The organism is Enterobacter mori, assembly GCF_025244905.1.
Classification (GTDB): domain Bacteria; phylum Pseudomonadota; class Gammaproteobacteria; order Enterobacterales; family Enterobacteriaceae; genus Enterobacter; species Enterobacter mori_A.
Genome location: NZ_CP104285.1, coordinates 3,968,662 through 3,993,460, shown reverse-complemented (window position 1 = coordinate 3,993,460; position 24,799 = coordinate 3,968,662). Strand labels below are relative to the sequence as shown.

Annotated in this window: 23 protein-coding genes; 6 read left to right on the top strand and 17 right to left on the bottom strand. The window is 57.2% G+C overall.

Annotated elements, in window-relative coordinates; all coding sequences use genetic code 11:
* Nucleotides 1–50 precede the first annotated feature (50 nt).
* Complete coding sequence (gene mug, locus N2K86_RS18810; protein ID WP_260659616.1) at nt 51–557, top strand: G/U mismatch-specific DNA glycosylase; 507 nt, start codon at nt 51–53, stop codon at nt 555–557.
* Nucleotides 558–587: 30 nt separating this feature from the next.
* Here mug and N2K86_RS18805 read toward each other — a convergent pair whose 3' ends face one another.
* The 5 genes from N2K86_RS18805 to rpsU form a co-directional block, all read right to left on the bottom strand.
* Nucleotides 588–2,585 (bottom strand): TonB-dependent receptor domain-containing protein, encoded by a 1,998-nt coding sequence (locus tag N2K86_RS18805; protein WP_260659615.1) that lies wholly within the window; start codon nt 2,583–2,585, stop codon nt 588–590.
* 10 nt (nt 2,586–2,595) lie between these two features.
* Complete coding sequence (yncE, locus tag N2K86_RS18800; protein ID WP_260659614.1) at nt 2,596–3,645, bottom strand: 7-bladed beta-propeller protein YncE; 1,050 nt, start codon at nt 3,643–3,645, stop codon at nt 2,596–2,598.
* 162 nt (nt 3,646–3,807) lie between these two features.
* Nucleotides 3,808–5,649 carry an RNA polymerase sigma factor RpoD gene (gene rpoD, locus N2K86_RS18795; RefSeq protein ID WP_010435741.1) on the bottom strand — a complete coding sequence of 614 codons (1,842 nt, stop codon included), beginning with the start codon at nt 5,647–5,649 and terminating at the stop codon, nt 3,808–3,810.
* 165 nt (nt 5,650–5,814) lie between these two features.
* Nucleotides 5,815–7,560, bottom strand: coding sequence for a DNA primase (gene dnaG / locus N2K86_RS18790; RefSeq protein ID WP_089599648.1), 1,746 nt, complete (start codon nt 7,558–7,560; stop codon nt 5,815–5,817).
* Between the two features lie 115 nt (nt 7,561–7,675).
* Nucleotides 7,676–7,891: a 30S ribosomal protein S21 gene (rpsU, locus tag N2K86_RS18785; RefSeq protein ID WP_001144069.1), complete on the bottom strand. Its 216-nt coding sequence runs from the start codon at nt 7,889–7,891 to the stop codon at nt 7,676–7,678.
* 236 nt (nt 7,892–8,127) lie between these two features.
* On the opposite strand from rpsU, the gene tsaD reads away from it, so the two are divergent.
* Complete coding sequence (gene tsaD, locus N2K86_RS18780) at nt 8,128–9,141, top strand: tRNA (adenosine(37)-N6)-threonylcarbamoyltransferase complex transferase subunit TsaD (protein ID WP_010435734.1); 1,014 nt, start codon at nt 8,128–8,130, stop codon at nt 9,139–9,141.
* 87 nt (nt 9,142–9,228) lie between these two features.
* Here tsaD and ureG read toward each other — a convergent pair whose 3' ends face one another.
* The 10 genes from ureG to plsY form a co-directional block, all read right to left on the bottom strand.
* Nucleotides 9,229–9,846: an urease accessory protein UreG gene (gene ureG, locus N2K86_RS18775; protein WP_260659613.1), complete on the bottom strand. Its 618-nt coding sequence runs from the start codon at nt 9,844–9,846 to the stop codon at nt 9,229–9,231.
* Between the two features lie 9 nt (nt 9,847–9,855).
* Nucleotides 9,856–10,530 (bottom strand): urease accessory protein UreF, encoded by a 675-nt coding sequence (locus tag N2K86_RS18770; RefSeq protein WP_260659612.1) that lies wholly within the window; start codon nt 10,528–10,530, stop codon nt 9,856–9,858.
* The gene (locus tag N2K86_RS18765; RefSeq protein WP_260659611.1) at nt 10,530–11,069 is read right to left on the bottom strand and encodes a HupE/UreJ family protein; all 540 of its coding nucleotides are present in this window, start codon (nt 11,067–11,069) and stop codon (nt 10,530–10,532) included. The genes N2K86_RS18770 and N2K86_RS18765 overlap by 1 nt, the downstream gene beginning before the upstream one ends.
* 9 nt (nt 11,070–11,078) lie before the next feature.
* Nucleotides 11,079–11,537, bottom strand: coding sequence for an urease accessory protein UreE (ureE, locus tag N2K86_RS18760; RefSeq protein ID WP_260661728.1), 459 nt, complete (start codon nt 11,535–11,537; stop codon nt 11,079–11,081).
* Nucleotides 11,538–11,546: 9 nt separating this feature from the next.
* Nucleotides 11,547–13,250 (bottom strand): urease subunit alpha, encoded by a 1,704-nt coding sequence (gene ureC, locus N2K86_RS18755; RefSeq protein WP_260659610.1) that lies wholly within the window; start codon nt 13,248–13,250, stop codon nt 11,547–11,549.
* Nucleotides 13,243–13,557 carry an urease subunit beta gene (locus tag N2K86_RS18750; RefSeq protein WP_260659609.1) on the bottom strand — a complete coding sequence of 105 codons (315 nt, stop codon included), beginning with the start codon at nt 13,555–13,557 and terminating at the stop codon, nt 13,243–13,245. The genes ureC and N2K86_RS18750 overlap by 8 nt, the downstream gene beginning before the upstream one ends.
* A gap of 10 nt (nt 13,558–13,567) precedes the next feature.
* Nucleotides 13,568–13,870 carry an urease subunit gamma gene (locus N2K86_RS18745; RefSeq protein ID WP_006811999.1) on the bottom strand — a complete coding sequence of 101 codons (303 nt, stop codon included), beginning with the start codon at nt 13,868–13,870 and terminating at the stop codon, nt 13,568–13,570.
* 10 nt (nt 13,871–13,880) lie between these two features.
* Nucleotides 13,881–14,708 carry an urease accessory protein UreD gene (locus tag N2K86_RS18740; RefSeq protein WP_260659608.1) on the bottom strand — a complete coding sequence of 276 codons (828 nt, stop codon included), beginning with the start codon at nt 14,706–14,708 and terminating at the stop codon, nt 13,881–13,883.
* A gap of 131 nt (nt 14,709–14,839) precedes the next feature.
* Complete coding sequence (locus N2K86_RS18735; protein WP_260659607.1) at nt 14,840–16,306, bottom strand: MFS transporter; 1,467 nt, start codon at nt 16,304–16,306, stop codon at nt 14,840–14,842.
* Between the two features lie 93 nt (nt 16,307–16,399).
* Nucleotides 16,400–17,014 carry a glycerol-3-phosphate 1-O-acyltransferase PlsY gene (plsY, locus tag N2K86_RS18730; protein WP_010435699.1) on the bottom strand — a complete coding sequence of 205 codons (615 nt, stop codon included), beginning with the start codon at nt 17,012–17,014 and terminating at the stop codon, nt 16,400–16,402.
* A 107-nt stretch (nt 17,015–17,121) separates the two neighbouring features.
* On the opposite strand from plsY, the gene folB reads away from it, so the two are divergent.
* Both folB and bacA read left to right on the top strand, forming a co-directional pair.
* Nucleotides 17,122–17,490, top strand: coding sequence for a bifunctional dihydroneopterin aldolase/7,8-dihydroneopterin epimerase (gene folB / locus N2K86_RS18725; protein ID WP_108416206.1), 369 nt, complete (start codon nt 17,122–17,124; stop codon nt 17,488–17,490).
* A 106-nt stretch (nt 17,491–17,596) separates the two neighbouring features.
* A complete protein-coding gene (gene bacA / locus N2K86_RS18720) occupies nt 17,597–18,418 on the top strand; it encodes an undecaprenyl-diphosphate phosphatase (protein ID WP_010435693.1) in 822 nt (273 codons plus the stop codon).
* A gap of 13 nt (nt 18,419–18,431) precedes the next feature.
* Here the strand turns inward: bacA and N2K86_RS18715 are convergent, their stop codons facing one another.
* Both N2K86_RS18715 and N2K86_RS18710 read right to left on the bottom strand, forming a co-directional pair.
* Nucleotides 18,432–19,673: a multifunctional CCA addition/repair protein gene (locus tag N2K86_RS18715; RefSeq protein ID WP_260659606.1), complete on the bottom strand. Its 1,242-nt coding sequence runs from the start codon at nt 19,671–19,673 to the stop codon at nt 18,432–18,434.
* Nucleotides 19,674–19,734: 61 nt separating this feature from the next.
* A complete protein-coding gene (locus N2K86_RS18710; protein WP_260659605.1) occupies nt 19,735–20,355 on the bottom strand; it encodes a TIGR04211 family SH3 domain-containing protein in 621 nt (206 codons plus the stop codon).
* A gap of 237 nt (nt 20,356–20,592) precedes the next feature.
* Between N2K86_RS18710 and N2K86_RS18705 the strand changes: the two genes are divergently transcribed.
* On the top strand, nt 20,593–21,894 hold the full coding sequence (locus N2K86_RS18705) for a CYTH domain-containing protein (protein WP_260659604.1): 1,302 nt from the start codon (nt 20,593–20,595) through the stop codon (nt 21,892–21,894).
* Nucleotides 21,895–21,915: 21 nt separating this feature from the next.
* Nucleotides 21,916–24,771, top strand: coding sequence for a bifunctional [glutamate--ammonia ligase]-adenylyl-L-tyrosine phosphorylase/[glutamate--ammonia-ligase] adenylyltransferase (gene glnE, locus N2K86_RS18700; protein ID WP_260659603.1), 2,856 nt, complete (start codon nt 21,916–21,918; stop codon nt 24,769–24,771).
* Nucleotides 24,772–24,799 lie beyond the last annotated feature (28 nt).

Sequence of the window (24,799 nt, the reverse complement as noted above, 5' to 3'; positions counted from 1 at the left end):
GCATAATCAATCCTTTATACTTCCATAACGATGTATCAGTGGGAGTAACGATGATCAACGACATTCTGGCCCCTGGCCTGCGGGTGGTGTTTTGCGGTATTAACCCGGGCAAATCCTCGGCGCACATCGGTTTTCACTTCGCTCATCCGGGAAATCGCTTCTGGAAGGTGATCTATCAGGCAGGTTTTACCGACAGGCTACTCAAGCCAGAAGAGGAGCAACACCTGCTGGATACGCGCTGTGGGATCACCATGCTGGTCGAGCGTCCTACGGTGCAGGCAACCGAGGTCAATCTGCATGAATTACGCAGCGGCGGGCGGGAACTGGTCAAGAAGATAGAGGATTATCAGCCCGCTGCGCTGGCTATCCTCGGCAAGCAGGCTTACGAGCAGGCATTCAGCCAGCGCGGGGCGCAGTGGGGTAAACAGAGCATTAGCATCGGTGTAACGCAGGTGTGGGTGCTGCCAAACCCAAGCGGGTTGAACAGGGCAACGCTGGATAAGCTGGTTGAAGCATATCGCGAACTGGATGAGGCGCTGATGGTGCGCGGGCTGTAGCTGCCGGAGCCAGAGGCTCCGGCATCACTGTCAGAACTCGAAGCGCGCGCCCATGTTGTAGCGGCGTCCTTCCAGCAGGGAAGACTGGTTATAGGACGTTTTGTAGATCGGGTTCACGTCGAACAGGTTGTAGACCCCCGCCATCAGCGTGATGCGCTTGTTGAGATGGTAGCGTGCGCCTAAATCGACCAGCGCATAGGCCTCTGTGGATGTCGATTTCCCGGTGCTCGGCGTGTTGCTGCGCCAGCTGGCTTTGGTCCACAGTTCAAGGTCGTTAAGCGCGTTCCACGTCAGGGAGAGGTTGGCCATGCTGCTCGGGAATTCGTTCAGCGCTTCACCCTTGTACTGACCGCTCTTTTGCTCGCTGTGCGTATAGGTGTAGTTTGCGTTAGCCTTCAGCGCGGGCGTGACCTGCCAGTCACCGTTCAGCTCCAGACCATAAATTTCCGCGTCGCTGACGTTGAAGTACTGGGAGACCTCTTCCGCTTCATAGCCGTTGTACACACACTTCTCCGTAGCCGTTGCGGTACAGATGGTGTAGTCGCTGATCTTGTCTTTAAATTTGGTGAAGAACACGGTGGCATCCAGCGCCAGCGCGTCCTCCTGCCAGTAGACGCCCAGTTCGGTGTTGACGCTCTGTTCCGGCTTCAGGTCGTTGTTACCGATGCCAATATAGGAATACGGATACGAACCGTAAACGCTGGTGAAGCCTTCGTTGTTCTGGCGCAGATCCGGTTTTTTATAGCCCGCGGAGACGCCACCTTTCAGCGCCCAGCTTTCATCAATCGTCCAGTTACCGTAGAGTTTTGGCGTTACGTGGTAGCCAAAATAGCTGTCGTGATCGAGACGCGCTGAGGTAGTGAGGGTGAAGTCAGGCACCATTATCCAGGCGTCTTCGGCGAAGACGGCCCAGCCGTTACGCGTGATTTTGCTGACTGGCGTGACGCCCGGCACTTCTTTGTCTGCAATACCGAAGGTGTCGTCCAGCTCGTTGCGGGTGAAGTTAATCCCCAGCGTCAGCTTGTGATCGCCAAGCGTAAAGGTATTCGCGCTATTGGCCTCGTAGTTACGCTGTTTGATGAACTGCGAGCTCATCCCCGGAACGCGATATTCGGTTTTGGCGTTCTCGTAGCTGACGAAGTTCTTTGCTTCCAGCAAATCGTCACCGTACCAGGCGTGCTGAGAAAGCGACGCAGCATCGCGGTCAAAATCCCATTCCCAGGCTTTATCGTTGTGTGATTTTTTCTGATGCCCTTTAACGACATTTAAATCCCACAGTTGGGTATCGGTCGGCGACATGTTGATGGTCGCGTCCAGATTCCCGGCCTGGTGCTTTACAAAGCGCTCATCGTTCTGGCTGTCGTCATCGCGACGGTCCAGATAATCCGCCGCCACGCTCACCCCGAGTTTGCCGGGAATAATCGGACCCATCAGGAAAGCATTGGTCTGGTTGGTGTTGCCGTATTCGCTCTTCTCCTGCAGGAAGTAGTTATCTTCCAGTACGCCGGTCCATGCATCCAGGTTGTAGCCTTTTTTGGTGATGACGTTCACCACGCCGCCAATGGAGTCAGAGCCATACAGTGAAGACATCGGCCCACGGATCACCTCAATGCGCTCGATAGCGGCAAGCGGAGGTAAAAAGGCCGCTTCGGTGCCGATGTGGTGCCCGTAAGGGCGGGATTCGCGGGTACCCTGTTTAATGCCGTTCACCATGTAAGAGGTGTAGGTTGAGTCCATGCCGCGCATCTGCACATCACCTGTTGCCAGGCTTCCGTTACCGTTGCCCACTAATACACCGGGCATCTCACGAAGCGCCTCGGTCACGTTCTGGTTCGAACGGGTGTTAAGCTCTTTTTCACCGACGACAGAGATGGTGGCCGGTGCTTCGCGGCGTTCCTGCGCGAAACCGGTGGCGGTGACGACAAGCTGATCTTCATCTGCCGGGGTAGCTTCCTCGGCGAAAACCGCCGCAGGAAGGGTGGCGAGGGCGAGCGAGATCGCCAGCGCCATACGTGTCTGGTTCATCACATCGCACTCCTCAGAATTGGGTTAAATCGAGTTTGAGCACATAGTCAGCCTTGTTGGCCTTTTCATCCTGTTTCACGCTGACGAACAGCGTTTTGTTGTCAGGGGAAAGCACCATGCTGTTCGGCATCGCCGCCGTTGTGACGGTGTGTTTCAGGCTGTAGGTGTTGGCATCGATAACGCTTATCTGACGGGCATTGCGATGGGTAGCATAAACTTCATCGCGCGCAGGGTTGTAGACCGCGGCAATAGAGTTCGGTGTTGGAACGCGATGAACAATTTTGCCGGAGTCGAGCTGGACAACCAGCACGTCACGGGTGTTGGTATCCGCAATAAAACCAACGCCTTTGTCGGTGTTCAGCGCGATGTTCAGGAAGTAGTGTTTAGGTTCAGCGGGGTCAACCTTCACGCGGGAAAGAACCTGAGAGGTGTTGCCATCCAGGGTAATTAGCTCGCCTTTACCGGTCACAGCGTAAACTTTGTCGCCTGCTTCATCGACCGCAAAACCGACCGGATCCATCTGTTTGTGGGTCAGGAGTAACGTCTGTTTTTGCGCGTCGACGACCCACAGCACGCCTTTGCCTTCGCTGCCGATGCCGGAGACATACAGGCGGTGGTGTTTCTTATCAAGAACCACCTCGCGGACGTGTGCTTTATTCTCAACATCCGCAAGCTGGAGGGTTTTCACTTCTTTGCTGGTGCGGGTATCCAGCAGGGTTACTGAGCCATCCAGCGCGTTGCCTAACCACAGGATATGATTGGCATCATCCAGTGAAACCGCAAACGGGCGGCGCTGGGTAGTAATGCGCTTATCAACTTTTAGTGAATCGGCCGCAAGCTGGAACACTTCACCGGCGGTTTTGTCTTTCTCGAAAGAGGGGGCAGAGGCCGCGTAGACTGCTTTTTGTCCAGCGTCATAGGCCATTTCGTAAACGCCGTGGCCCAGCGACTGAGAGGTAAACTGATCTTCCGTGAAGTCCTTTGCCAAAACGGACCCCGCGTGAAGGGCCAGGGAAATCGCGAGCGCACAGAGGGATTGATTTTTTAATGTTCTGAAATTCATGTAATTTTTCTTTACAGTAGTTTACGAAAAGAAAAATGATAATGAAAATAAATATCATTTACAATTGCATGTTAGAGCGGCTACCCCTACCAATTTTTGTACTCTGCGGAAAATCCGCAAAAAAAAAGCTCCCCGGAGGGAGCTTTTCGATAACAGGAACGATTAGTCGTCCAGGAAGCTACGCAGCACTTCAGAGCGGCTTGGATGGCGCAGCTTACGCAGCGCTTTTGCTTCGATCTGACGGATACGTTCGCGGGTAACGTCGAATTGTTTACCCACTTCTTCCAGCGTGTGGTCGGTATTCATATCGATACCGAAACGCATACGCAGTACTTTTGCTTCACGGGCGGTCAGGCCAGCCAGAACGTCGTGCGTGGCAGCACGCAGGCTCTCGGTGGTGGCAGAGTCCAGCGGCAGCTCGAGGGTGGTATCCTCGATGAAATCACCCAGATGCGAATCTTCATCATCACCGATGGGTGTTTCCATGGAGATTGGCTCTTTGGCGATCTTCAGCACTTTACGGATCTTGTCTTCCGGCATCAGCATGCGTTCGGCCAGCTCTTCCGGCGTCGGCTCGCGACCCATCTCCTGCAGCATCTGGCGGGAGATACGGTTGAGCTTGTTGATAGTCTCAATCATATGCACCGGAATACGGATGGTGCGCGCCTGGTCTGCGATAGAGCGGGTGATCGCCTGACGGATCCACCATGTCGCATAGGTAGAGAACTTGTAACCACGACGGTATTCAAACTTATCTACCGCTTTCATCAGACCGATATTGCCTTCCTGAATCAGATCCAGGAACTGCAGACCACGGTTGGTGTATTTCTTGGCGATAGAGATAACCAGACGCAAGTTCGCTTCAACCATCTCTTTCTTCGCACGGCGGGCTTTCGCTTCACCGATGGACATACGACGGTTAATGTCTTTTACCTGCTCAATGGTCAGGCCGGTTTCTTCTTCGATCTGCTGAAGTTTCATCAGGCCGCGCTGCACATCGTCTTTCACATCATGCAGTTTTTCTGACCACGGTTTGTTCATCGCGATAGCCGCGTTGAACCAGGTCTCGCTGGTTTCGTTGCCGGTGAAGAGGGTGATGAAGTTCTTCTTCGGCATTTTGCACTGTTCAACGCACAGCTTCATGATGATACGTTCCTGGGTACGCACGCGATCCATCATAACGCGCATGCTGTTCACCAGATAATCGAACTGTTTTGGCACCAGGCGGAACTGTTTGAACACTTCAGACAGCTTCAGGATCTCTTCCTGAGCGGCGGCATGACTGCGGCCTTTCGCTTTGATGGTGTCACGCGTGACTTCGTACTGGGTACGCAGCTCGCCGAACTTCTCACGTGCCAGCTCAGGGTCGATGCTGTTGTCGTCGTCGCTGTCGTCTTCTTCTTCCTCATCTTCGTCTTCGTCGTCATCCATCTCTTCCTGAGACAGTTCAGAACCGACGTGAGTGGCGGTAGGCGCCATATCTTCTTCAGCGTTCGGATCGACAAAGCCGGTGATCAGATCGGACAGGCGAGCTTCTTCAGCCTCAACGCGATCGTACTGTTCCAGCAGATAGGTGATGGCTTCCGGGTATTCAGCAACAGAACACTGAACCTGGTTGATCCCGTCTTCGATGCGTTTAGCGATGTCAATTTCGCCTTCGCGGGTCAACAGTTCAACAGTACCCATTTCGCGCATGTACATGCGGACCGGGTCAGTGGTACGCCCGATTTCAGATTCCACGCTGGACAGTACCTGTGCAGCAGCTTCTTCCGCATCTTCGTCAGTGTTGTTGGAGGTTTCAGCCAGCAACAGATCATCGGCATCCGGTGCTTCTTCCATCACCTGAATACCCATGTCATTGATCATTTGGATGATGTCTTCGATTTGATCTGAATCGACGATATCTTCCGGCAGATGGTCATTGACCTCGGCATAGGTCAGATAGCCTTGCTCCTTACCGCGTTGGACAAGAAGTTTCAGCTGTGACTGCGGGTTTTGCTCCATAAGACGGTATCCACACTTATTTCGTTTGATTGGTGTCGGCGATGGGGCTGCCAACCTTTAAAGCGAGGGCGTACTTATATTTTTGCCGCTGCCTCTCAGTGCGGCTGCCGGGGGCTTCCCGATCGATATTCGGCACTTAAGCCGTTAAATACTTTTGTCTTTGACTTATTTCTTCGCCAGTTCCTGGTTAATCATCCAGAGCTCCCGGCGTTCTTCGCTGCTTAAGCCGTGTGTGCGCTCGCGAGCTATCAACTCTTCCTGGCGCAACTCAAGCATCGAATCAAACATATGGTTGAGCGAGTCGGTGAACGTTTTTTCTGCAATATCCTTATCTGCTATATCGTCCCACATCGACAATTTTTCAAGGGTAGCGGCCTCTTTTGTGCCGCGATAATGTTCTAAAAGTTGTCCGGTGGTCAGACCTGGCTGAGACAAACAAGTGTTGACCAGTTCTGAAAATAAGCCAAGTCCGGGCAATTTTTCGTGGTTCAAACCCGCCAGTGACGGCACTTGCGGAGCAAGCTCGGGGTTTTGCACCAGTAACCCTATCAGTATACGCATGGTTGTGCGTTTTAGCTGAGGCGCGGCGCGAACCGCACCGTTTTCAGCCTGTTTAGGCATTAAACGTTCAAGCTGGCTATCGTCCAGAATGCCGAGCTTGTTGCCCAACTCCTGACGCAGATAGATGCGCAGCGTTTCGCCGGGCACCTGGCTGATTAACGGCAGCGCCAGCGTACTGAGCTGCGCGCGCCCGTCAGGGGTACTCAAATCGACCTGCGGCATCAGGCTGTTAAACAAAAACGTGGAGAGTGGCTGAGCCTGCTCCATCCGCGCTTCAAACGCCGCTTTGCCCTCTTTACGCACCAGCGTATCCGGGTCTTCACCGTCGGGCAGAAACATAAAGCGCAACTGACGCCCATCGGTCATATAAGGTAGCGCGGTTTCCAGCGCTCGCCAGGCGGCGTCACGTCCTGCGCGGTCACCGTCGTAACAGCAGATGACGTTGTTGGTCACCCTGAACAGCAGCTGAATATGATCGGCAGTGGTGGACGTACCTAACGACGCAACCGCGTAGTTGATGTCGTACTGCGCCAGTGCCACGACGTCCATATAGCCTTCGACGACCAGCAGACGCGGAGGTTCCGCATTATCCTGCTGCGCCTCATAAAGACCGTACAGCTGGCGGCCCTTATGGAAAATATCGGTTTCCGGGGAGTTGAGGTACTTCGGCAGGGCATCACCCAGCACGCGACCACCAAAACCAATTACCCGGCCTCGCTTGTCGCGGATCGGGAACATCACCCGTTCACGGAAGCGGTCGTAGCTTCGTCCCTGGTCGTTGGTGACCAGCATGCCTGCATCGATGAGAGACTTACGATCTTCGCTATTGCCGCCAAAACGCTTTAACACGTTGTCCCAGCCGGGCGGGGCGTAACCAATAGCGAAACGCGCAATGACATCGTCGCTCAGTCCGCGCTTGTTCAGATACTGACGCGCAGGCTCAGCCGCAGAGTGCTTAAGAGACTGTTGGTAAAACGAATTCAGGCCATCCATCAGTTGATACAGCGTTTGCCGTTGATGGCGCTCGATCTGACTTGGCCCACTGCCTGCTTCATACGGCACTTCAAGGTTATGCATCGCCGCCAGCTCTTCAACGGTTTCAACGAACTCGAGCTTGTCGTAGTTCATCAAAAAATCGACGGCATTACCGTGTGCGCCACAGCCGAAGCAATGGTAGAACTGCTTTTCACCGTTTACGGTGAAGGAGGGGGTTTTTTCGTTATGGAACGGACAGCACGCATGGTAGTTCTTGCCCTGCTTTTTTAGCTTTACCCGCGCGTCGATGAGATCGACGATGTCGGTTCTGGCAAGCAGGTCATTGATGAAAACGCGTGGGATTCTTCCGGCCATATGCCCCGTTATTTTTAGTGACTCATAAACGAAAACAAGCCGCGCATTCCTTCCGGAAGCACGGCCTTACGACTACTACTCTGTCTGTCAATTGAGGGCATTGGCCCTCAACAGATTAGTACAGACGAGTACGGCGTGCGTTTTCGCGAGCCAGTTTCTTCGCGTGACGTTTCACAGCGGAAGCTTTAGCGCGCTTACGTTCGGTCGTTGGTTTTTCATAAAACTCACGACGACGAACTTCAGCCAGAACACCTGCTTTCTCGCATGAACGTTTGAAGCGACGCAGTGCTACGTCGAACGGCTCGTTTTCACGTACTTTAATTACCGGCATGTAACTCTCACCTTTAATAAATTCGGTTTGCCGCTGGCATCAACGCCAGCTTATTTCAAAATGGTGCGGAATTTTACTGCAAATGCTGCTGCTTTGTAAAGCACCGATGCGATTTTGAAAGGGACTTTAATAAGGGTGAGGAGTATACACGAGCCTTTCTCCTGGGGCGAACAAAGTTTTACATCAACCCGCCCAGGCTCTACACTGCGCGGTATTGAAACGAGGTAAAACAAGTCATGCGTGTACTGGGTATTGAAACATCCTGCGATGAAACCGGCATCGCCATTTACGACGACGAAAAAGGGCTTCTGGCCAACCAGCTGTATAGTCAGGTGAAATTGCACGCTGACTACGGCGGCGTCGTCCCTGAGCTGGCCTCTCGTGACCACGTGCGTAAAACAGTTCCCCTGATTCAGGCGGCGCTGAAAGAAGCGGGATTAACGGCAAAAGAAATTGATGCAGTGGCGTATACCGCAGGCCCGGGCCTGGTCGGCGCGCTGCTGGTTGGCGCGACCGTTGGCCGTTCGCTGGCGTTCGCGTGGGATGTTCCGGCTATTCCGGTTCACCATATGGAAGGGCACCTTCTGGCACCGATGCTGGAAGAGAATCCGCCTGAATTCCCGTTTGTGGCGCTGCTGGTCTCCGGTGGTCATACGCAGCTGATTAGCGTAACGGGCATTGGCAAGTACGAGCTGCTGGGCGAGTCGATCGACGATGCCGCCGGTGAGGCGTTCGATAAAACCGCCAAGCTGCTGGGGCTGGATTACCCTGGCGGCCCGATGCTGTCAAAAATGGCGTCGCAGGGAACGGAAGGGCGCTTTGTCTTCCCGCGCCCGATGACCGACCGTCCGGGGCTGGATTTCAGCTTCTCCGGGCTGAAAACCTTCGCAGCGAATACTATCCGCAATAACGACAACGACGAGCAAACCCGCGCGGATATTGCGCGTGCGTTTGAAGATGCGGTGGTGGATACGCTGATGATCAAGTGCAAACGCGCGCTGGATCAGACCGGCTTTAAGCGTCTGGTGATGGCGGGCGGCGTGAGCGCTAACCGTACGCTGCGTGCGAAGCTCGCCGAGATGATGCAAAAGCGTCGCGGGGAAGTGTTCTACGCGCGTCCGGAATTCTGTACCGATAACGGCGCGATGATCGCTTACGCGGGTATGGTGCGGCTCAATGCCGGTGCGACGTCCGACCTGAGCGTGTCCGTGCGTCCGCGCTGGCCGCTGGCGGAACTGCCGGAGGCGTGAGCTTTTTTGCCCGGTGGCGCTGCGCTTACCGGGCCTACAAAACCGTAGGCCGGGTCAGGCGAAGCCGCCACCCGGCAATAAACCACACTACACCCGCAGCATCCCTTTCTCTTCCAGAAACGCAATAATCGTCGCTAAACCGTCACCCGCCTTCAGGTTGGTAAACGTCCACGGACGATCGCCGCGCATGCGGTTGGTATCGCGCTCCATCACCTCCAGCGACGCACCGACGTACGGCGCGAGATCGGTTTTGTTGATCACCAGAAAATCAGACCTGGTGATCCCCGGCCCGCCCTTGCGCGGAATTTTTTCCCCTTCGGCCACGTCGATTACGTAGATGGTCAGATCCGCCAGCTCCGGGCTGAACGTCGCGCTCAGGTTGTCCCCACCGCTTTCCACGAAGATCAAATCCAGATTGCCGAACTTCTCGCTGAGCGCTTCAACCGCCGCCAGGTTCATTGAGGCATCTTCGCGGATGGCAGTATGCGGGCAGCCGCCCGTCTCCACGCCCACGATGCGCTCCGGCGCCAGCGCGCCAGCCTCGGTGAGGATGCGCTGATCCTCTTTGGTGTAGATATCGTTGGTCACCACCGCGAGGTGATACGTGTCGCGCATCGCCTTGCAGAGCGCTTCCAGCAGCGCGGTTTTACCCGACCCCACCGGGCCGCCCACGCCCACGCGCAGGGGATGTTTGTAATCAGCCATGTTGACTCCTCAGGAACGGAATAGTCGTGAATATTGGGTTTCGTGGCGCGCGGAGGCGATGGCAGACAGCGGCGTAGCAGCCCCCAGCGTGTCGTCGCGACGTAAAAATGCCTGTTTAAAACCAGCGGCGTAGTGGTCGCTCAGTTCGATAATGAGCTGCTGCGCCGCCTGTTGCCCAAACGGCACCAGCTTGACGCCCGCCATGACCGCGCTCTCCATCCAGCTGTAGCCCAGGCTCAGCGCAAGCTCGCGCGCGTCAATGCCCCAGCGCACGCCGAGCCAGGCCATGCCGCAGAGCTGGCTTTGCATAAACAGCGGCAGCCATTCGGGCGGACAATCCGGCTCCCAGCTCTTAATCAGTCGCGTAAAGGCCACCCCGCGGTTGCGCTCTTCTTCACGCAGCTCGCGCGTTTCCCGGCAGGCGAGAAGGTATGCCGTCCAGCGTTTTGCATTTGTAAGATCGTGTTGCTCACAGGCCTGATAAAGACGGATAAACAGCGGCAGGTCGACGCAGAAAAAACTCTGCTCCATCTGCTGGATTTGCCAGCGTTTGAACGCGTCGGCGTTCGTGACCCAGCCTGCCTCAACGGCCCACTCCAGCCCCTGCGACCAGGTAAACGATCCGACCGGCAGGCTGCTGCTGGATAGCTGCATCAGGCGCAGCCGCTGGCGGGCATGCTCCATCAGCTCATCAGCGCCAGCAGGGCGGAGACAATCAGCCCGCCGCCGAAGGTTTTACGCAGACCGTCGTGACGCCGCAGCAGCAATCCTGCGGCAAAACTGGCGCACAGCACCGTGGCGCTGGCGAACATAAACCCGCTGGTGAAGAGCCAGAAGCTGTGGCCGGACATCTCCACGCCGTGCGCCCAGCCGTGGAACATCGCCAGGGCAGGCACCGCCAGCAGCAGGCGGTTTTCAGTTTTAAACATCATTACGCCGCAGACCGCCAGCGAGGCGATAATCAGCATCTCCATGCCGCTGAAGCCGCCGAGCAGGCTGCCCGCAATCGCACCGACAAGCATCATCCCGAGAGTGGCAAACGGCAGCAGGAGTTTGCGACCGCTCAGCGCCGAGAGCACGCCCGCACCGGTGAGCATCAGCAGGTGATCGAGCCCGGTCAGCGGGTGGAGAAAACCGGCCTGAAAGCTGTCGGTGCCGTGGCCGGGATGGGCGAGCGCCGGAAGGGAAAAGGCCAGAAGCAGCAGGGGTAAATACTTGCGCATGATGAATCCTTAATGTGAATGAGCGTGAGAATGACTGTGGGCATCGCTGGCGTAAGCGCCCGCTTCCGGTTCAAACGGCAGAGTAGCGAACGTTACTTCCAGCCCGAACTGGCGCAGCATGTCGTCGAGAACGTGATCGTGGTGATAGCGCAGCTCGCCGGGCATGATCTGCAGCGGCACGTGACGGTTGCCCAGGTGATAGCAGGCCCGAGCCAGCAGGAACGGATCGGCGCAGCGCACCATGGAAACCGACTCTGCTGCTGCGATCACTTCAATCACTTCGCTACCGTCGTCGGTAGTCAGCAGGTCGCCCCCGCGTAGCAGCAGGCCGCGCGGCAGCATCAGCCCGGCTTCACGTCCGTCGTTCAGCGCCACGCGGGCGCGGCTTTTCACCCGCACGTCAATCGGCAGCGTGACGCTGGCGGTAATCGGATGCGCATGGTCCAGGCGTTGGGTTAAATAGATCATCATCACTCCTCAAAACAGGAAATAGCGTTGTGCCATCGGCAGAACGTCCGCCGGTTCGCTGGTTATCAGTTCACCGTCGACGCGCACCTCGTAGGTTTGTGAGTCGACGGTGATATTCGGCTGCAGGCCGTTGTGGATCATGTCCGCCTTTTTTACCGTCCGGCAGCCTTTCACCACCGCGGTGGCACTCTGCAGGTTGAGCTGCTGCGGGATGCCATTTGCACTGGCGGCCTGCGAGATAAACGTCAGCCGCGTGGCGTGGCGCGCGGCGCCAAGGGCACCAAACATCGGGCGGTAATGCACCGGCTGCGGCGTAGGGATCGAGGCATTGATGTCGCCCATCGGCGCGCAGGCGATCATCCCGCCTTTGACGATGGTGGCGGGTTTGACGCCAAAGAACGCCGGGGACCAGACCACCAGATCCGCCAACTTGCCCGCCTCAATCGATCCCACTTCATGGGCGATACCGTGGGTCAGCGCCGGGTTAATGGTGTATTTAGCGACGTAGCGCTTCACGCGGAAGTTATCGTTCTCGCCGGTCTCTTCCGGCAGCGCGCCGCGCTGGACCTTCATGCGGTGTGCGACCTGCCAGGTGCGAATAATCACTTCCCCGACGCGGCCCATCGCCTGCGAATCTGACGAGGTAAGCGAGAACGCGCCGATATCGTGCAGCACGTCTTCGGCGGCGATGGTTTCGCGACGAATACGGGATTCCGCGAAGGCCACGTCCTCGGCGATATCCGCGTCGAGGTGATGGCAAACCATCAGCATGTCCAGGTGCTCGTCGATGGTGTTAACCGTGTAGGGCAGCGTCGGGTTGGTGGAGGAGGGCAGAATATTCGGGTGAGCGCAGGCGGTGATGATATCCGGCGCATGGCCGCCGCCCGCGCCTTCGGTGTGGAAGGTGTGAATAGTGCGCCCGCCGATGGCCGCCAGCGTATCTTCGACAAAACCGGATTCATTCAGCGTGTCGCTGTGCAGCGCCACCTGGATATCCATCTCGTCAGCGACCTCCAGCGAGCAGTTAATTGCCGCGGGCGTCGCGCCCCAGTCTTCGTGGATCTTAAGCCCAATAGCGCCCGCGGCAATCTGCTCGCGCAGGGCATCCGGGTTTGAACCGTTACCCTTACCGAGCAGGCCGATATTCACCGGTAGCGTATCGGCAGCCTGCAGCATGCGGGCGATATACCACGGCCCCGGCGTGCAGGTGGTGGCGTTGGTGCCCGCCGCCGGTCCGGTGCCGCCGCCGATCATGGTGGTGACGCCGGAGACCAGCGCCTCTTCCGCCTGCTGCGGGCAGATCCAGTGGATGTGGGTGTCGATCCCGCCAGCGGTGACGATCTTCCCCTCGGCGGCAATCACTTCCGTTGCTGCGCCAATCGGGATCGTCACGCCGGGCTGAATGTCCGGGTTCCCGGCTTTGCCGACGGCGAAGATCCGCCCGTTCTTCACACCGATATCAGCTTTTACGATCCCCCAGTGATCGACGATCAGCGCGTTGGTGAGAACCAGATCCACGCAGCCGTCAGCGGTCATCTGCCCCTGGCCCATGCCGTCGCGGATCACCTTTCCGCCGCCGAACTTGACCTCTTCGCCGTAGATCGTGAGATCGTCTTCCACTTCGATCCACAGCTCGCTGTCGGCCAGCCGCACTTTATCCCCGGTGGTGGGGCCGAACATATCGGCATACGCCCGGCGTGAAATCTCAGTCATGTTTCACCTCGCCCATCACCTCGCCGCGAAAGCCGAAAATGCGCTGCGCACCCGCGACCTGCACCAGCGTCACTTCCCGCTTCTGGCCGGGCTCGAAGCGCACGGCGGTGCCCGACGGGATGTTCAGCCGGTAGCCTTTGGTGGCTTCCCGATCGAACTTCAGCGCCGGGTTGACCTCGTAAAAGTGGTAATGCGATCCGACCTGGATCGGCCTGTCGCCGTGGTTTTCGACAATCACGCTTTGAGTTTCACGCCCGACGTTGAGGGCAACGTTTCCGGGCTGGACCTGATATTCACCAGGGATCATCACGCGCTCCTTAGACGATCGGGTTGTGGACGGTGACGAGCTTGGAACCGTCCGGGAAGGTGGCTTCGACCTGAATATCCGGGATCATCTCCGGGACGCCCTCCATTACCTGATCGCGCCTCAGGACGTGGCGGCCCGCCTCCATCAGCGAGGCGACGGTTTCGCCATCGCGCGCGCCTTCCATAATGAAGGCGCTGATCAGCGCGACCGATTCCGGGTAATTGAGCTTTACCCCGCGCGCAAGGCGGCGCTCGGCAACCAGCGCGGCGGTAAACAGCAACAGCTTGTCTTTTTCTCTGGGGGTCAGTTCCATAACGTTTCTCTTATGTCTGCCAGATACGCGGCGAACAGGCGGTTTTGGTGGTGAGAAGCGGGCGAAGCGACTGCCAGACATCGCGCATCACCCGCTGGCAAATCAGGTTGTCGCTGGAGAGAAAACGCACCGACAGCAGGCCATCGGTGAGCGTTGCCCCGGCATAATTTTCCAGTGGCGCGAGCCGCTCGCGCACCGCGTCGAGGTGATCATCGGCAGCCGGATAGAACAGCAGCGTGCCGATCCACGGATGTCCGGCGACGGGCGTGAGATCGCCGTTGCTGAGGTGCTGGCGCTCAATCAGGCGCGGTTCATCATCCACCCACACCTCAAGGCGGCTCTCCAGCGTGCCGTGGCTGAAGGTTTCGTTTATCACCGGGCGGCCCAGGCAGTACAGCTCCCACGCCAACAGCGTGCTGGAGGCCTTCAGGTGGAAGACGGAGCGCAGCGCGGCATTCGCGCCGGGAAAAATAATCGTGTCCTGCGGCAGCCACTCCAGCGTGGAATCTTCATCGAGATAAAAATGCTGGCTCAGACGAGCCTGCGGGCCGCTGCTGCGATAGAACTTGCTGGCGCCGGGCATGGTGATAAGCGCATGGCTATTGGCATCCAGCCGAACGGAAATGTCCAGCGTATCGCCGCCCACAATCCCGCCGGGCGGGTGCAGCAGGTAAAGGTGGCAGGTTTCCCCTTCAGGGTAAAACGGACGCTGAACGGTGAGCGGCCCGACGTGGTGGGCGGAGTGCAGGAGGGTTTTCTCAGGAGCGTGACAAAACTGGAGGGCAAGCGACGCCTGCCAGCCTTTGTACGAATTATCAGTGACCTGAGCTGCTAACATGGTGCTTCCATTTCCACACTATCGGGATACGTTTCAGTATGCCCTGGCGGAAATGAAGGCTGTCATATGAGTCGCTTATGGATGGTCTGTCATGTAGGCCGGGTAAGCGCAGCGCCACCCGGCAAGAAAGGCTAGCGATAATCCTCCGCATCCACATCATACCCGGACGGCTCCCAGCGGATCGCCAGCAGCGACGCCAGGCCGATAAACGGCGCCAGTGCAATCACCCAGAACACGGCGGTGTCCAGCGAGGCGACCAGCAGCGGGAACAGGAACAGTGAGAGCGTTGAACTGCTGCGCATCAGCGTCTGGTTGAGGCCCACGCCTACGCCGCGCAGGGAGGTCGGATAGCTTAATGACGCAAACGTCATGGTATGTGCGCCCGGGCCAAAGCCCTGACCGAACAGGAACAGCGCCAGCATCGAAACAGCAAGCACGCCTTCAGAGGCACCCTCCGGTCGGCCAATCAGCGCCAGCCCGAGCAGTGCGGCAAGCTGGCAGGCATAGCCCGCGAGCGACATCCGCCACGCGCCGAAGCGTGGAACATAGCGTACCGCCAGTAATCCACCGACAAACGCAAACAGCAGGTTCAGCACCAGCGAGATCAAAATGGTGGTGAGCATCGACTGGACAAAGAAGCTTGAAATAATTACCGGCAGGCCAAAGGCTACGGCGTTATAGGCGAACGAAGAGACGACCGACAGCAGCGTGGCGAGCGTGGTGCGCCGCAGATAGATGCCGCGGAACAGGTTGAGGTAGTTCGACCATTTTGCTCTGTTAACCACCGGCGCGGGCTGGTCAAGGGCATCCTGCGGCACGTGGGCATTGATGTTGTACGACTGCCGCAAAATGGATGCTGCCTCTTTCAGGTTGCCCTGATTCGCCGCCCAGACCGGAGACTCGCTCATGTAACGACTACGAATGGCGATAATCACCAGCGCGGGCACCGCGCCAAAGCCGAGGATCAGGCGCCAGAGCCAGTCGCTGTGGCTTTCCGGTAGCACGGCGTAGAAGAACAGTACCAGCAGGTAGGAGACGCTGATGGCCGCATACCAGGTGGGGCACCACATCGCGACGCTGGACGCTTTGTTTCCCGGACCTTTCAGTCTGGCGAACTCGCTGAGAAACGCCATCGCTACGGGAAGGTCGATCCCCACGCCGAGCCCCATCACAAAGCGCGCGCCCGCCAGCACATATTCGTTCGGAGCCAGCGCACAGGCGATAGCGGCGACGACAAAGAAGACCATATCGGCCATAAACACGCGGTAGCGACCAATTTTATCCGTGAGATAGCCGCCGAGCAGCGCCCCGACGATAGCACCAAAGGTGATGGCCGACGCCACCATACCGGTGCCTGCAGGGGTTAAATTGAATTCGCGGGTAATGTCCTTGATGCCAAATGCCAGCGCGCCGAGATCGTAGGCGTCGAGGAAAATACCGCCCAGCGCGATACCGACCACGATACGGGCGTTGGCCCGGCCCTGAGAACCGTCGTTAACCAGACGCGAAACGTCCGATGCGCTGCGCACCCACTTGATGTCGCCATCCGGGGCGCTTCCTGCCGTTGAAAGGGGTGTTGTCTCTGTGATTTCTGCCATTTTTCTTTTTGTGTGGTTGTGTTGTGTCTCTAACAGTTACCACAGGCAGAAGGTGACCAAAATCACATTTGGTTATAAGGCATAACGAACGCTTTATTTAGCGTCTTTCTTCTTACGCTTGAGCTTCGTCCAGATCTTGGTTTCCTGACGACGCCACAGGCGCTGAATGTTGTCGTGATGACGCAGCAGGATCAGACACGAGAGCATCGACACCGGGAAGGTGAACTGGGGCTTAAACCACCAGACGTAGAACGGGGCAATCAGTGCGCTGACGATGGCGCCCAGCGACGAGTAGCCGCTCAGAAGAATGGTCAGCAGCCAGGTTCCGGCCATTACGCCGGTGAGATCCCAGCCGATAGGTGCAATCGCACCAAAGGCCGTCGCAACGCCTTTTCCGCCTTTAAAACCAAAGAAAACGGGCCAGATATGGCCGACGCAGGCGGCGATGGCGATAAGACCGAGCCAGAACGGCGTGACGCCCAGCGCATACGCGCCCCAGACGGGAAGCATCCCTTTCAGAACGTCAAAAATCAAAACCGCTACGGCTGCTCCCTTGCCGCCAATTCGTAGTACATTGGTCGCTCCCGGATTCCCGGAACCACTTTCGCGTGGGTCAGGCAACCCGGCGATGCGGCAGACCAGAATGGCGCTGGAGATTGAGCCGCAAAGGTAGGCGAGGATAATCATTCCAGGCGCGATTGCACTCATAACGCTGTTCCGTTTTGAAAATGTATCTGTATTCTCAGCATCTGTGGATAATACGCATAATTCGCCGGAAGTGGTATCCGGTTTAGCCAAAAAGCAGGCAGGTCGTGATGGATATTGTATTTATAGAGCAACTTTCGGTAATCACCACTATTGGTGTTTACGACTGGGAACAGACCATCGAGCAGAAGCTGGTGTTCGATATCGAAATGGGCTGGGATAACCGCGCGTCGGCAAAAAGCGACGATGTGAAGGACTGTCTGAGCTATGCCGACATCAGTGACGCGGTCGTGGGGCACGTGGAAGGGCAGCGTTTTGCGCTGGTGGAACGCGTGGCGGAAGAGGTGGCGGAACTGCTGCTGACCAAATTCAACTCACCGTGGGTACGCATCAAGTTAAGCAAACCGGGGGCGGTCGCGCGCGCTGCCAACGTAGGCGTGATTATCGAGCGTGGCAATAATCTGAAAGCAAAGATTTAACGTCATAATCGCTAAACCATTTTAGGTTATACCGGTCATAAAGCTGTATCTTTCACGGTTGTCCACGTGGGACACCGTTTTTTTATATCTTTTTAGGGGTTTATAGATGAGCGATATGCACTCGCTGCTGGTGGCGGCAATACTGGGTGTGGTCGAAGGATTGACGGAGTTTTTGCCGGTTTCCAGTACGGGCCATATGATAATCGTCGGCCATCTGCTGGGCTTTGAGGGCGATACCGCAAAGACGTTCGAAGTGGTGATTCAACTGGGTTCTATTCTGGCCGTCGTCGTGATGTTCTGGCGTCGTCTGTTTGGTTTGATCGGCATCCACTTTGGACGTTTGCCGCAGCGTGAAGGGGAAGGCAAGGGTCGTCTGACGCTGATTCACATTCTGCTCGGGATGGTTCCGGCGGTCGTGCTGGGACTGGTATTCCACGACACCATCAAATCGCTGTTTAACCCAATTAACGTGATGTATGCGCTGGTGGTCGGCGGTTTCCTGCTGATTGCAGCAGAAGTGCTGAAACCTAAAACCCCACGTGCGGAAGGTCTGGATGATATGACCTACCGTCAGGCGTTTATCATTGGCTGCTTCCAGTGTCTGGCGCTGTGGCCAGGATTCTCCCGTTCAGGGGCGACCATTTCAGGTGGCATGCTGATGGGCGTGAGCCGTTATGCCGCGTCGGAATTTTCATTCCTGCTGGCCGTGCCGATGATGATGGGTGCCACCGTACTCGACGTCTATAAGAGCTATCACTTCCTGACGGCTGGCGATATTCCGATGTTCGCCGTTGGCTTCATCACCGCCTTTATCGTGGCGCTGATTGCCATCAAAACCTTCCTGCAGCTGATCAAGCGTATCTCGTTCATTCCGTTCGCGATCTACCGCTTTATCGTCGCGGCTGCGGTGTACGTGGTCTTCTTCTGATGACCAACGGCCCTCAGTCTTTTGGCTGAGGGCAACGCTTTTCCTTCCATGCTGCGACGGCATAAATCCGCCGTTTCGTCATCTCTTCGCGAATCTCTGGTCCTTTGAATCCTGCCTCTACCACGTCTTTCGTCGGCACCGCTTTCGCCACGTCCCACGCTTCGCGCAGCAAACGGCCCTGTGGGTAATCGCAAGCCTCAAACCCGGTGCGACCACGCACGTCGGCTTCGCTGGTGAGCGCAATCTGCTCCACGCGCTGCGGCTTACGCCAGGCGTCGATATTATCGAACAGCTTAACAATGGTGGCTGGTTTCAGGATCGGGAAGGTATGGATGAGGTCGTGGAATTCCGCCACCAGTTTTGCCAGGTCACGGATCTCATTTGGCACGCGAAGACGCTGGCAAATTCCTTCGACCAGCTTCACGCCTGCCGGACCGTGTCCGTGATGGCGCGGCCAGAACTCTTTCGGCGTTAACCCTTTGCCGAGATCGTGGCAGAGGGTGGAAAAACGCACGTCCACGTCCGGGCTGAGCATGGCGGCCATGCTCAGCGTCATCAGGGTATGAATACCGGTATCAATTTCCGGGTGCCATTTCGCCGGGGCGGGGACGCCAAACAGCACGTCGATTTCCGGGAACAACACCTTCAGCGCGCCACAGTCGCGCAGCACCTGGAAAAAGACCTGCGGGTTGCGGGTCGTGAGGGCATTTTCCGTCTCTTTCCAGACGCGTTCTGGCGTCAGGTGTTCCAGCTCGCCTGCTTCGGTCATCGCGGTCATTAGGGCCATGGTTTCATCAGCGATACGGAAACTGAGATGCGCATAACGCGCGGCGAAACGCGCCACGCGCAGCACGCGCAGCGGATCTTCAGAAAACGCCGGGGAAACGTGACGCAAAAGACGGTCACGGAGATCGTCCTGGCCGCCGTAGGCATCGATGATTTGGCCGTTTTCGTCCTGGGCGAGGGCGTTAATGGTGAGATCGCGGCGCAGCAGATCCTGCTCCAGCGTCACATCCGGGGCGGCATAGCAGGTAAAGCCGGTATAGCCAGAGCCGGATTTTCGTTCGGTACGCGCCAGGGCGTACTCTTCACGGCTTTTAGGATGAAGAAAAACGGGAAAATCGCGGCCTACCTGCTGGTAGCCCGCGTCGAGCATCTCTTCGGGAGTGGCGCCCACCACCACCCAGTCTTTATCTTTGACCGGCAGACCTAACAACGCATCACGTACCGCACCACCGACCAGATAACTCTTCACGCCTTACACTCCCGTTTTCTCTTTTCGCAAGATAATACGTAAGTGTGGCAGAGAAGACGAGTTAGTTCATCCAGCGGTCTTTGCGCTTACGGCTTGGGATCAGCATTGGCAGCACCAGACCCAGCACCAGACCGACGCCCAGCACGCCGCCGCCATACATGAACCACTGCATGATGATGGTGCGCTGTTTGTCATCAAGCTGCAGGTTGGCGGCATTCACTTTCTTCTGCGCGACAATCAGCTCGTTTTTCAGCTTCTGGTTCTCTTCCTTCAAACCATTTATCACACCATCGCTCTGGGCCACTTTCTGCTGCATTTCTGCTGTGCGCTGGTTCCAGGTGTTATCGATGTTGGTCAGCTTATCGGTCAGGGTTTTCACCTGGTTTTCCAGGTCCGGCACGCGGGTGCGCAGGCTTGGCACGTTGCTCAGCTCTTTCAGCGGGATCCAGGCGGTGCGACCGGAGCTGTCGCGTACTTGACCGTAGTTGGTGTCTGCATTGGTTTGTAACAGAACCACTTCCTCGCCGGCATTTACCGTGCCCACGAGGCGATAATTGTCACCAGGGCCACTGCGTACCCAGGTGTTCAGTTCATCAGAAACGTAACGCTTCTCTTCAGCGTGGACCGCGGTTGCGGCGCTAAAAGCGAGTAAAGTAAGTCCAATCAGGCGTAATTTAAGCATATCAGTCGTTATTTTCATAAATAGTGGAACGATAGTAGTGGTATCAGTGTCGCTACGCAAAGGATTCGTCATCAATCGGAATCATCTGTGTCGTGATTTCCACCTCTTCAAACTTTTACGCCCGTCAAATTGCTCATTGCGTGGTAATTTGGCGCAAAATACTATGTACTGACAAACAAATGGCGAGGAAGTTCGCCTTCATCGACGCGTCTGTGACGCAGGCAAAAGTACAAGGCTATGGCACAAGAAATCGAATTAAAGTTTATCGTCGAAAAAGACAGCGTTGACGCGCTCCGTCAGCATCTGCACACGTTTTCCGGCGAACACCATGAACCGGTACAACTGCTTAATATCTATTACGAAACGCCGGATAACTGGCTGCGCCGTCACGACATGGGCCTGCGCATCCGTGGCGCGAATGGGCGCTACGAGATGACGATGAAAATTGCCGGTCGCGTGGTGGGCGGTTTGCACCAACGCCCGGAATACAATATCGACATCAGTAAGCCAGAACTTGAGCTTGAACGTTTTCCGGCTGAGGTCTGGCCGGAAGGCAAACTTCCGGAAACCTTATCCGCAGAAGTACAGCCGCTGTTTAGCACCGATTTCTGGCGCGAGAAATGGCTGGTGACGGAAGGCAAAAGCCGCATTGAAATCGCCCTCGATCTGGGCGAGGTGAAGGCGGGGGAGTTCCAGGAACCGATTTGCGAACTGGAGCTTGAACTGCTGGAAGGTGACGCCAACGACGTGCTGAAGCTGGCGCGCAAGCTGGTCAATCAGTCCGGACTGCGTCAGGGAAGCCTGAGTAAAGCCGCGCGCGGCTACCACCTGGCGGCGGGGAATGCGCCGCGCGTGTTGAAAGAGACGGCCATTTTGCACGTTGCGCCGAAAGCCAGCGTTGAGCAGGGTCTGGAAGCCGCGCTGGAGCTGGCGCTTTCCCAGTGGCAGTACCACGAAGAGCTGTGGGTGCGTAATGTGAAAAACGCGAAATCCCACGTGCTGGCAGCCATTGCCCTGGTGCGTCATACCCTTGCGTTGTTCGGCGGTATCGTTCCACGCAAAGCGAGTGCTCACTTACGCGATCTGCTGACGCAAACCGAAGCGCTGATGCTCTCGGACGTATCGGCGCAAACGGCGATCTACAGCCCGCAAACCGCCACGGCAAAACTGGCGCTGACCGAGTTTCTGGTGACGCGCGGCTGGCGTACTTTCCTGGATGCAAAAGCGCAAACCAAAATCGCGGAAAACTTCAAACGTTTCGCGGATATTCATCTTTCCCGCCATGCCGCTGAACTGAAGACCACGTTTGCCTACCCGCTGGGCGATCAGTATGGCGATCAGCTTCCCCGTCTTTCGCGCAATATCGACAGTATGGTGCTGCTGTCCGGTGCCTATGACGGCGTGAAGGCGCAGGCCTGGCTGGAGAACTGGCAGGGGCTGAAACACGCCATTGAAACCCGCCAGCATATTGAGATTGAGCATTTCCGTAACGAGGCCATTTCGCAGGAGCCGTTCTGGCTGCACAGCGGAAAACGTTAACTCTGGCAAGGAACCCCAATAATGCCGCTTTCTTCGCAATTACAGCAGCAGTGGCAGACCGTTTGCGAACGTCTGCCCGAGTCATTACCGGCCTCATCGTTAAGCGAGCAGGCAAAGAGCGTGCTCGCCTTCAGTGATTTTGTGCAGGAAAGTATCACCGCCAACCCGGACTGGCTGGCAGAGCTTGAGAACGCACCGCCACAGGCGGACGAGTGGCGGCATTATGCTGGCTGGCTGCAAACCGCACTCGAAGACGTAGCGGATGAAGCGACGCTGATGCGCGTCCTTCGCCAGTTCCGCCGTCGGGTGATGGTACGCATTGCCTGGGCGCAGTCGCTGGAGTGGGTAAGCGAAGAGAGCACGTTGCAGCAGCTAAGCGAGCTGGCGCAAACGCTGATTGTCGCCGCGCGCGACTGGCTCTACGCCGCCTGCTGTAAAGAGTGGGGCACGCCGTGCAGCGAGGAAGGGGTCCCTCAGCCGCTGTTGATTCTGGGAATGGGCAAACTTGGCGGCTGTGAGTTGAACTTCTCCTCCGACATCGACCTGATTTTTGCCTGGCCCGAGAACGGCTCCACGCGCGGCGGCCGACGCGAGCTGGACAACGCACAGTTCTTTACCCGCCTCGGGCAGCGTCTGATTAAGGCGCTGGACCAGCCCACGCAGGACGGTTTTGTCTACCGTGTGGACATGCGCCTGCGTCCGTTTGGCGACAGCGGCCCGCTGGTGCTGAGCTTTGCCGCGCTGGAAGATTATTACCAGGAGCAGGGGCGCGACTGGGAGCGTTACGCGATGGTCAAAGCGCGGATTATGGGCGACAGCGACGACGCTTACGCCAACGAACTGCGTGCCATGCTGCGCCCGTTTGTGTTCCGTCGCTACATCGACTTCAGCGTGATCCAGTCCCTGCGTAATATGAAAGGGATGATTGCCCGCGAAGTGCGTCGTCGTGGTCTGAAGGACAACATCAAGCTCGGCGCGGGCGGCATTCGCGAAATCGAATTTATCGTCCAGGTCTTTCAGTTGATCCGCGGCGGCCGTGAGCCATCGCTGCAGTCCCGCTCGCTGCTGCCAACGTTGAGCGCGATTGATCAACTTCACCTGCTGCCGGAAGGCGATGCGCAAACACTGCGCGAGGCCTATCTCTTCTTGCGTCGTCTGGAAAATCTGCTGCAAAGCATCAATGACGAACAAACCCAGACTCTGCCAGGCGATGAGCTTAACCGGGCGCGTCTGGCCTGGGGGATGCGCGTGGACGACTGGGCGGCGCTCACTGAAAAGCTGGATGCCCACATGGCGGGCGTGCGCCGCATCTTTAACGACCTGATTGGTGATGACGAAAGTGAATCGCAGGACGATGCGCTTTCCGAACACTGGCGCGAGCTGTGGCAGGACGCACTTCAGGAAGACGATACCACGCCGGTGCTGACGCATTTAACCGACGACGCGCGCCATCGTGTAGTAGCGCTGATCGCGGATTTCCGTCTCGAACTGAACAAACGCGCCATTGGCCCGCGCGGTCGTCAGGTGCTGGATCACCTGATGCCGCACCTGCTGAGCGAGGTTTGCTCGCGGGCGGACGCGCCGGTGCCGCTGTCACGCATGATGCCGCTGCTGAGCGGGATTATCACCCGTACCACTTACCTTGAGTTGCTGAGTGAATTCCCCGGCGCGCTCAAGCATCTGATTTCCCTCTGCGCCGCGTCGCCGATGGTGGCGAACAAGCTGGCACGTTACCCGCTGCTGCTGGATGAGCTGCTCGACCCGAACACGCTTTATCAGCCCACGGCGACGGATGCCTACCGGGACGAGCTGCGTCAGTACCTGCTGCGCGTGCCGGAAGAAGATGAAGAGCAGCAGCTTGAGGCGCTGCGCCAGTTTAAGCAGGCGCAGATGCTGCGCGTGGCGGCGGCGGATATTGCCGGAACGCTGCCGGTGATGAAAGTGAGCGATCACTTAACCTGGCTTGCGGAAGCGATTATCGACGCGGTAGTGCATCAGGCGTGGGTGCAGATGGTGGCGCGCTACGGCCAGCCGAAACACCTGGCCGACCGCGAAGGGCGCGGCTTTGCCGTCGTGGGGTACGGCAAGCTCGGCGGCTGGGAGCTGGGATACAGTTCTGACCTCGATCTTATTTTCCTGCACGATTGCCCGGTTGACGTGATGACCGACGGCGAGCGTGAAATTGACGGGCGCCAGTTCTATCTGCGTCTGGCGCAGCGCATTATGCACCTGTTCAGTACCCGCACCTCGTCGGGCATTTTGTATGAAGTGGATGCCCGTCTGCGTCCGTCAGGCGCGGCGGGCATGCTGGTGACCTCAACGGAATCCTTCGCCGATTACCAGAAGAACGAAGCCTGGACGTGGGAACATCAGGCGCTGGTGCGTGCACGCGTGGTGTATGGCGATCCGCAGTTAAAAATGCAGTTCGATGCCGTTCGCAAGGATGTCATGACGACACTGCGGGATGGCGCAACATTGCAAACGGAAGTGCGTGAAATGCGCGAGAAAATGCGGGCGCATCTCGGCAATAAACACCGCGATCGCTTTGATATCAAAGCCGACGAGGGCGGGATTACCGATATTGAGTTCATTACCCAGTATCTGGTACTGCTGCACGCGCACGACAAGCCGAAGCTGACGCGCTGGTCGGATAACGTGCGCATTCTGGAACTGCTGGCGCAAAACGACATCATGGACGAGCAGGAGGCGCAGGCCTTAACCCGCGCCTATACCACGCTGCGTGATGAGCTTCATCATCTGGCATTGCAGGAACAACCGGGTCATGTCGCGCAGGACTGTTTCTCAGATGAACGCGCACAGGTCACGGCAAGCTGGCAGAAATGGCTGGTGGAGCCGTGCGTAACAAATCAAGTGTGATATTATCGCGCGCAAATTGTGAATCTTT

What these genes read in the sequence shown, in the direction of transcription:
- N2K86_RS18770 (WP_260659612.1), bottom strand. Translation starts at nt 10,530, where the DNA reads ATGGAGCATGCCCGCCAGCGGCTGCGCCTGATGCAGCTATCCAGCAGC.
- folB (WP_108416206.1), top strand. Translation starts at nt 17,122, where the DNA reads ATGGATATTGTATTTATAGAGCAACTTTCGGTAATCACCACTATTGGT.
- rpoD (WP_010435741.1), bottom strand. Translation starts at nt 5,649, where the DNA reads ATGGAGCAAAACCCGCAGTCACAGCTGAAACTTCTTGTCCAACGCGGT.
- tsaD (WP_010435734.1), top strand. Translation starts at nt 8,128, where the DNA reads ATGCGTGTACTGGGTATTGAAACATCCTGCGATGAAACCGGCATCGCC.
- N2K86_RS18765 (WP_260659611.1), bottom strand. Translation starts at nt 11,069, where the DNA reads ATGCGCAAGTATTTACCCCTGCTGCTTCTGGCCTTTTCCCTTCCGGCG.
- plsY (WP_010435699.1), bottom strand. Translation starts at nt 17,014, where the DNA reads ATGAGTGCAATCGCGCCTGGAATGATTATCCTCGCCTACCTTTGCGGC.
- yncE (WP_260659614.1), bottom strand. Translation starts at nt 3,645, where the DNA reads ATGAATTTCAGAACATTAAAAAATCAATCCCTCTGTGCGCTCGCGATT.
- ureG (WP_260659613.1), bottom strand. Translation starts at nt 9,846, where the DNA reads ATGGCTGATTACAAACATCCCCTGCGCGTGGGCGTGGGCGGCCCGGTG.
- rpsU (WP_001144069.1), bottom strand. Translation starts at nt 7,891, where the DNA reads ATGCCGGTAATTAAAGTACGTGAAAACGAGCCGTTCGACGTAGCACTG.
- N2K86_RS18740 (WP_260659608.1), bottom strand. Translation starts at nt 14,708, where the DNA reads ATGTTAGCAGCTCAGGTCACTGATAATTCGTACAAAGGCTGGCAGGCG.
- mug (WP_260659616.1), top strand. Translation starts at nt 51, where the DNA reads ATGATCAACGACATTCTGGCCCCTGGCCTGCGGGTGGTGTTTTGCGGT.
- N2K86_RS18710 (WP_260659605.1), bottom strand. Translation starts at nt 20,355, where the DNA reads ATGCTTAAATTACGCCTGATTGGACTTACTTTACTCGCTTTTAGCGCC.
- N2K86_RS18735 (WP_260659607.1), bottom strand. Translation starts at nt 16,306, where the DNA reads ATGGCAGAAATCACAGAGACAACACCCCTTTCAACGGCAGGAAGCGCC.
- N2K86_RS18745 (WP_006811999.1), bottom strand. Translation starts at nt 13,870, where the DNA reads ATGGAACTGACCCCCAGAGAAAAAGACAAGCTGTTGCTGTTTACCGCC.
- glnE (WP_260659603.1), top strand. Translation starts at nt 21,916, where the DNA reads ATGCCGCTTTCTTCGCAATTACAGCAGCAGTGGCAGACCGTTTGCGAA.
- dnaG (WP_089599648.1), bottom strand. Translation starts at nt 7,560, where the DNA reads ATGGCCGGAAGAATCCCACGCGTTTTCATCAATGACCTGCTTGCCAGA.
- bacA (WP_010435693.1), top strand. Translation starts at nt 17,597, where the DNA reads ATGAGCGATATGCACTCGCTGCTGGTGGCGGCAATACTGGGTGTGGTC.
- N2K86_RS18750 (WP_260659609.1), bottom strand. Translation starts at nt 13,557, where the DNA reads ATGATCCCTGGTGAATATCAGGTCCAGCCCGGAAACGTTGCCCTCAAC.
- N2K86_RS18705 (WP_260659604.1), top strand. Translation starts at nt 20,593, where the DNA reads ATGGCACAAGAAATCGAATTAAAGTTTATCGTCGAAAAAGACAGCGTT.
- ureE (WP_260661728.1), bottom strand. Translation starts at nt 11,537, where the DNA reads ATGATCTATTTAACCCAACGCCTGGACCATGCGCATCCGATTACCGCC.
- ureC (WP_260659610.1), bottom strand. Translation starts at nt 13,250, where the DNA reads ATGACTGAGATTTCACGCCGGGCGTATGCCGATATGTTCGGCCCCACC.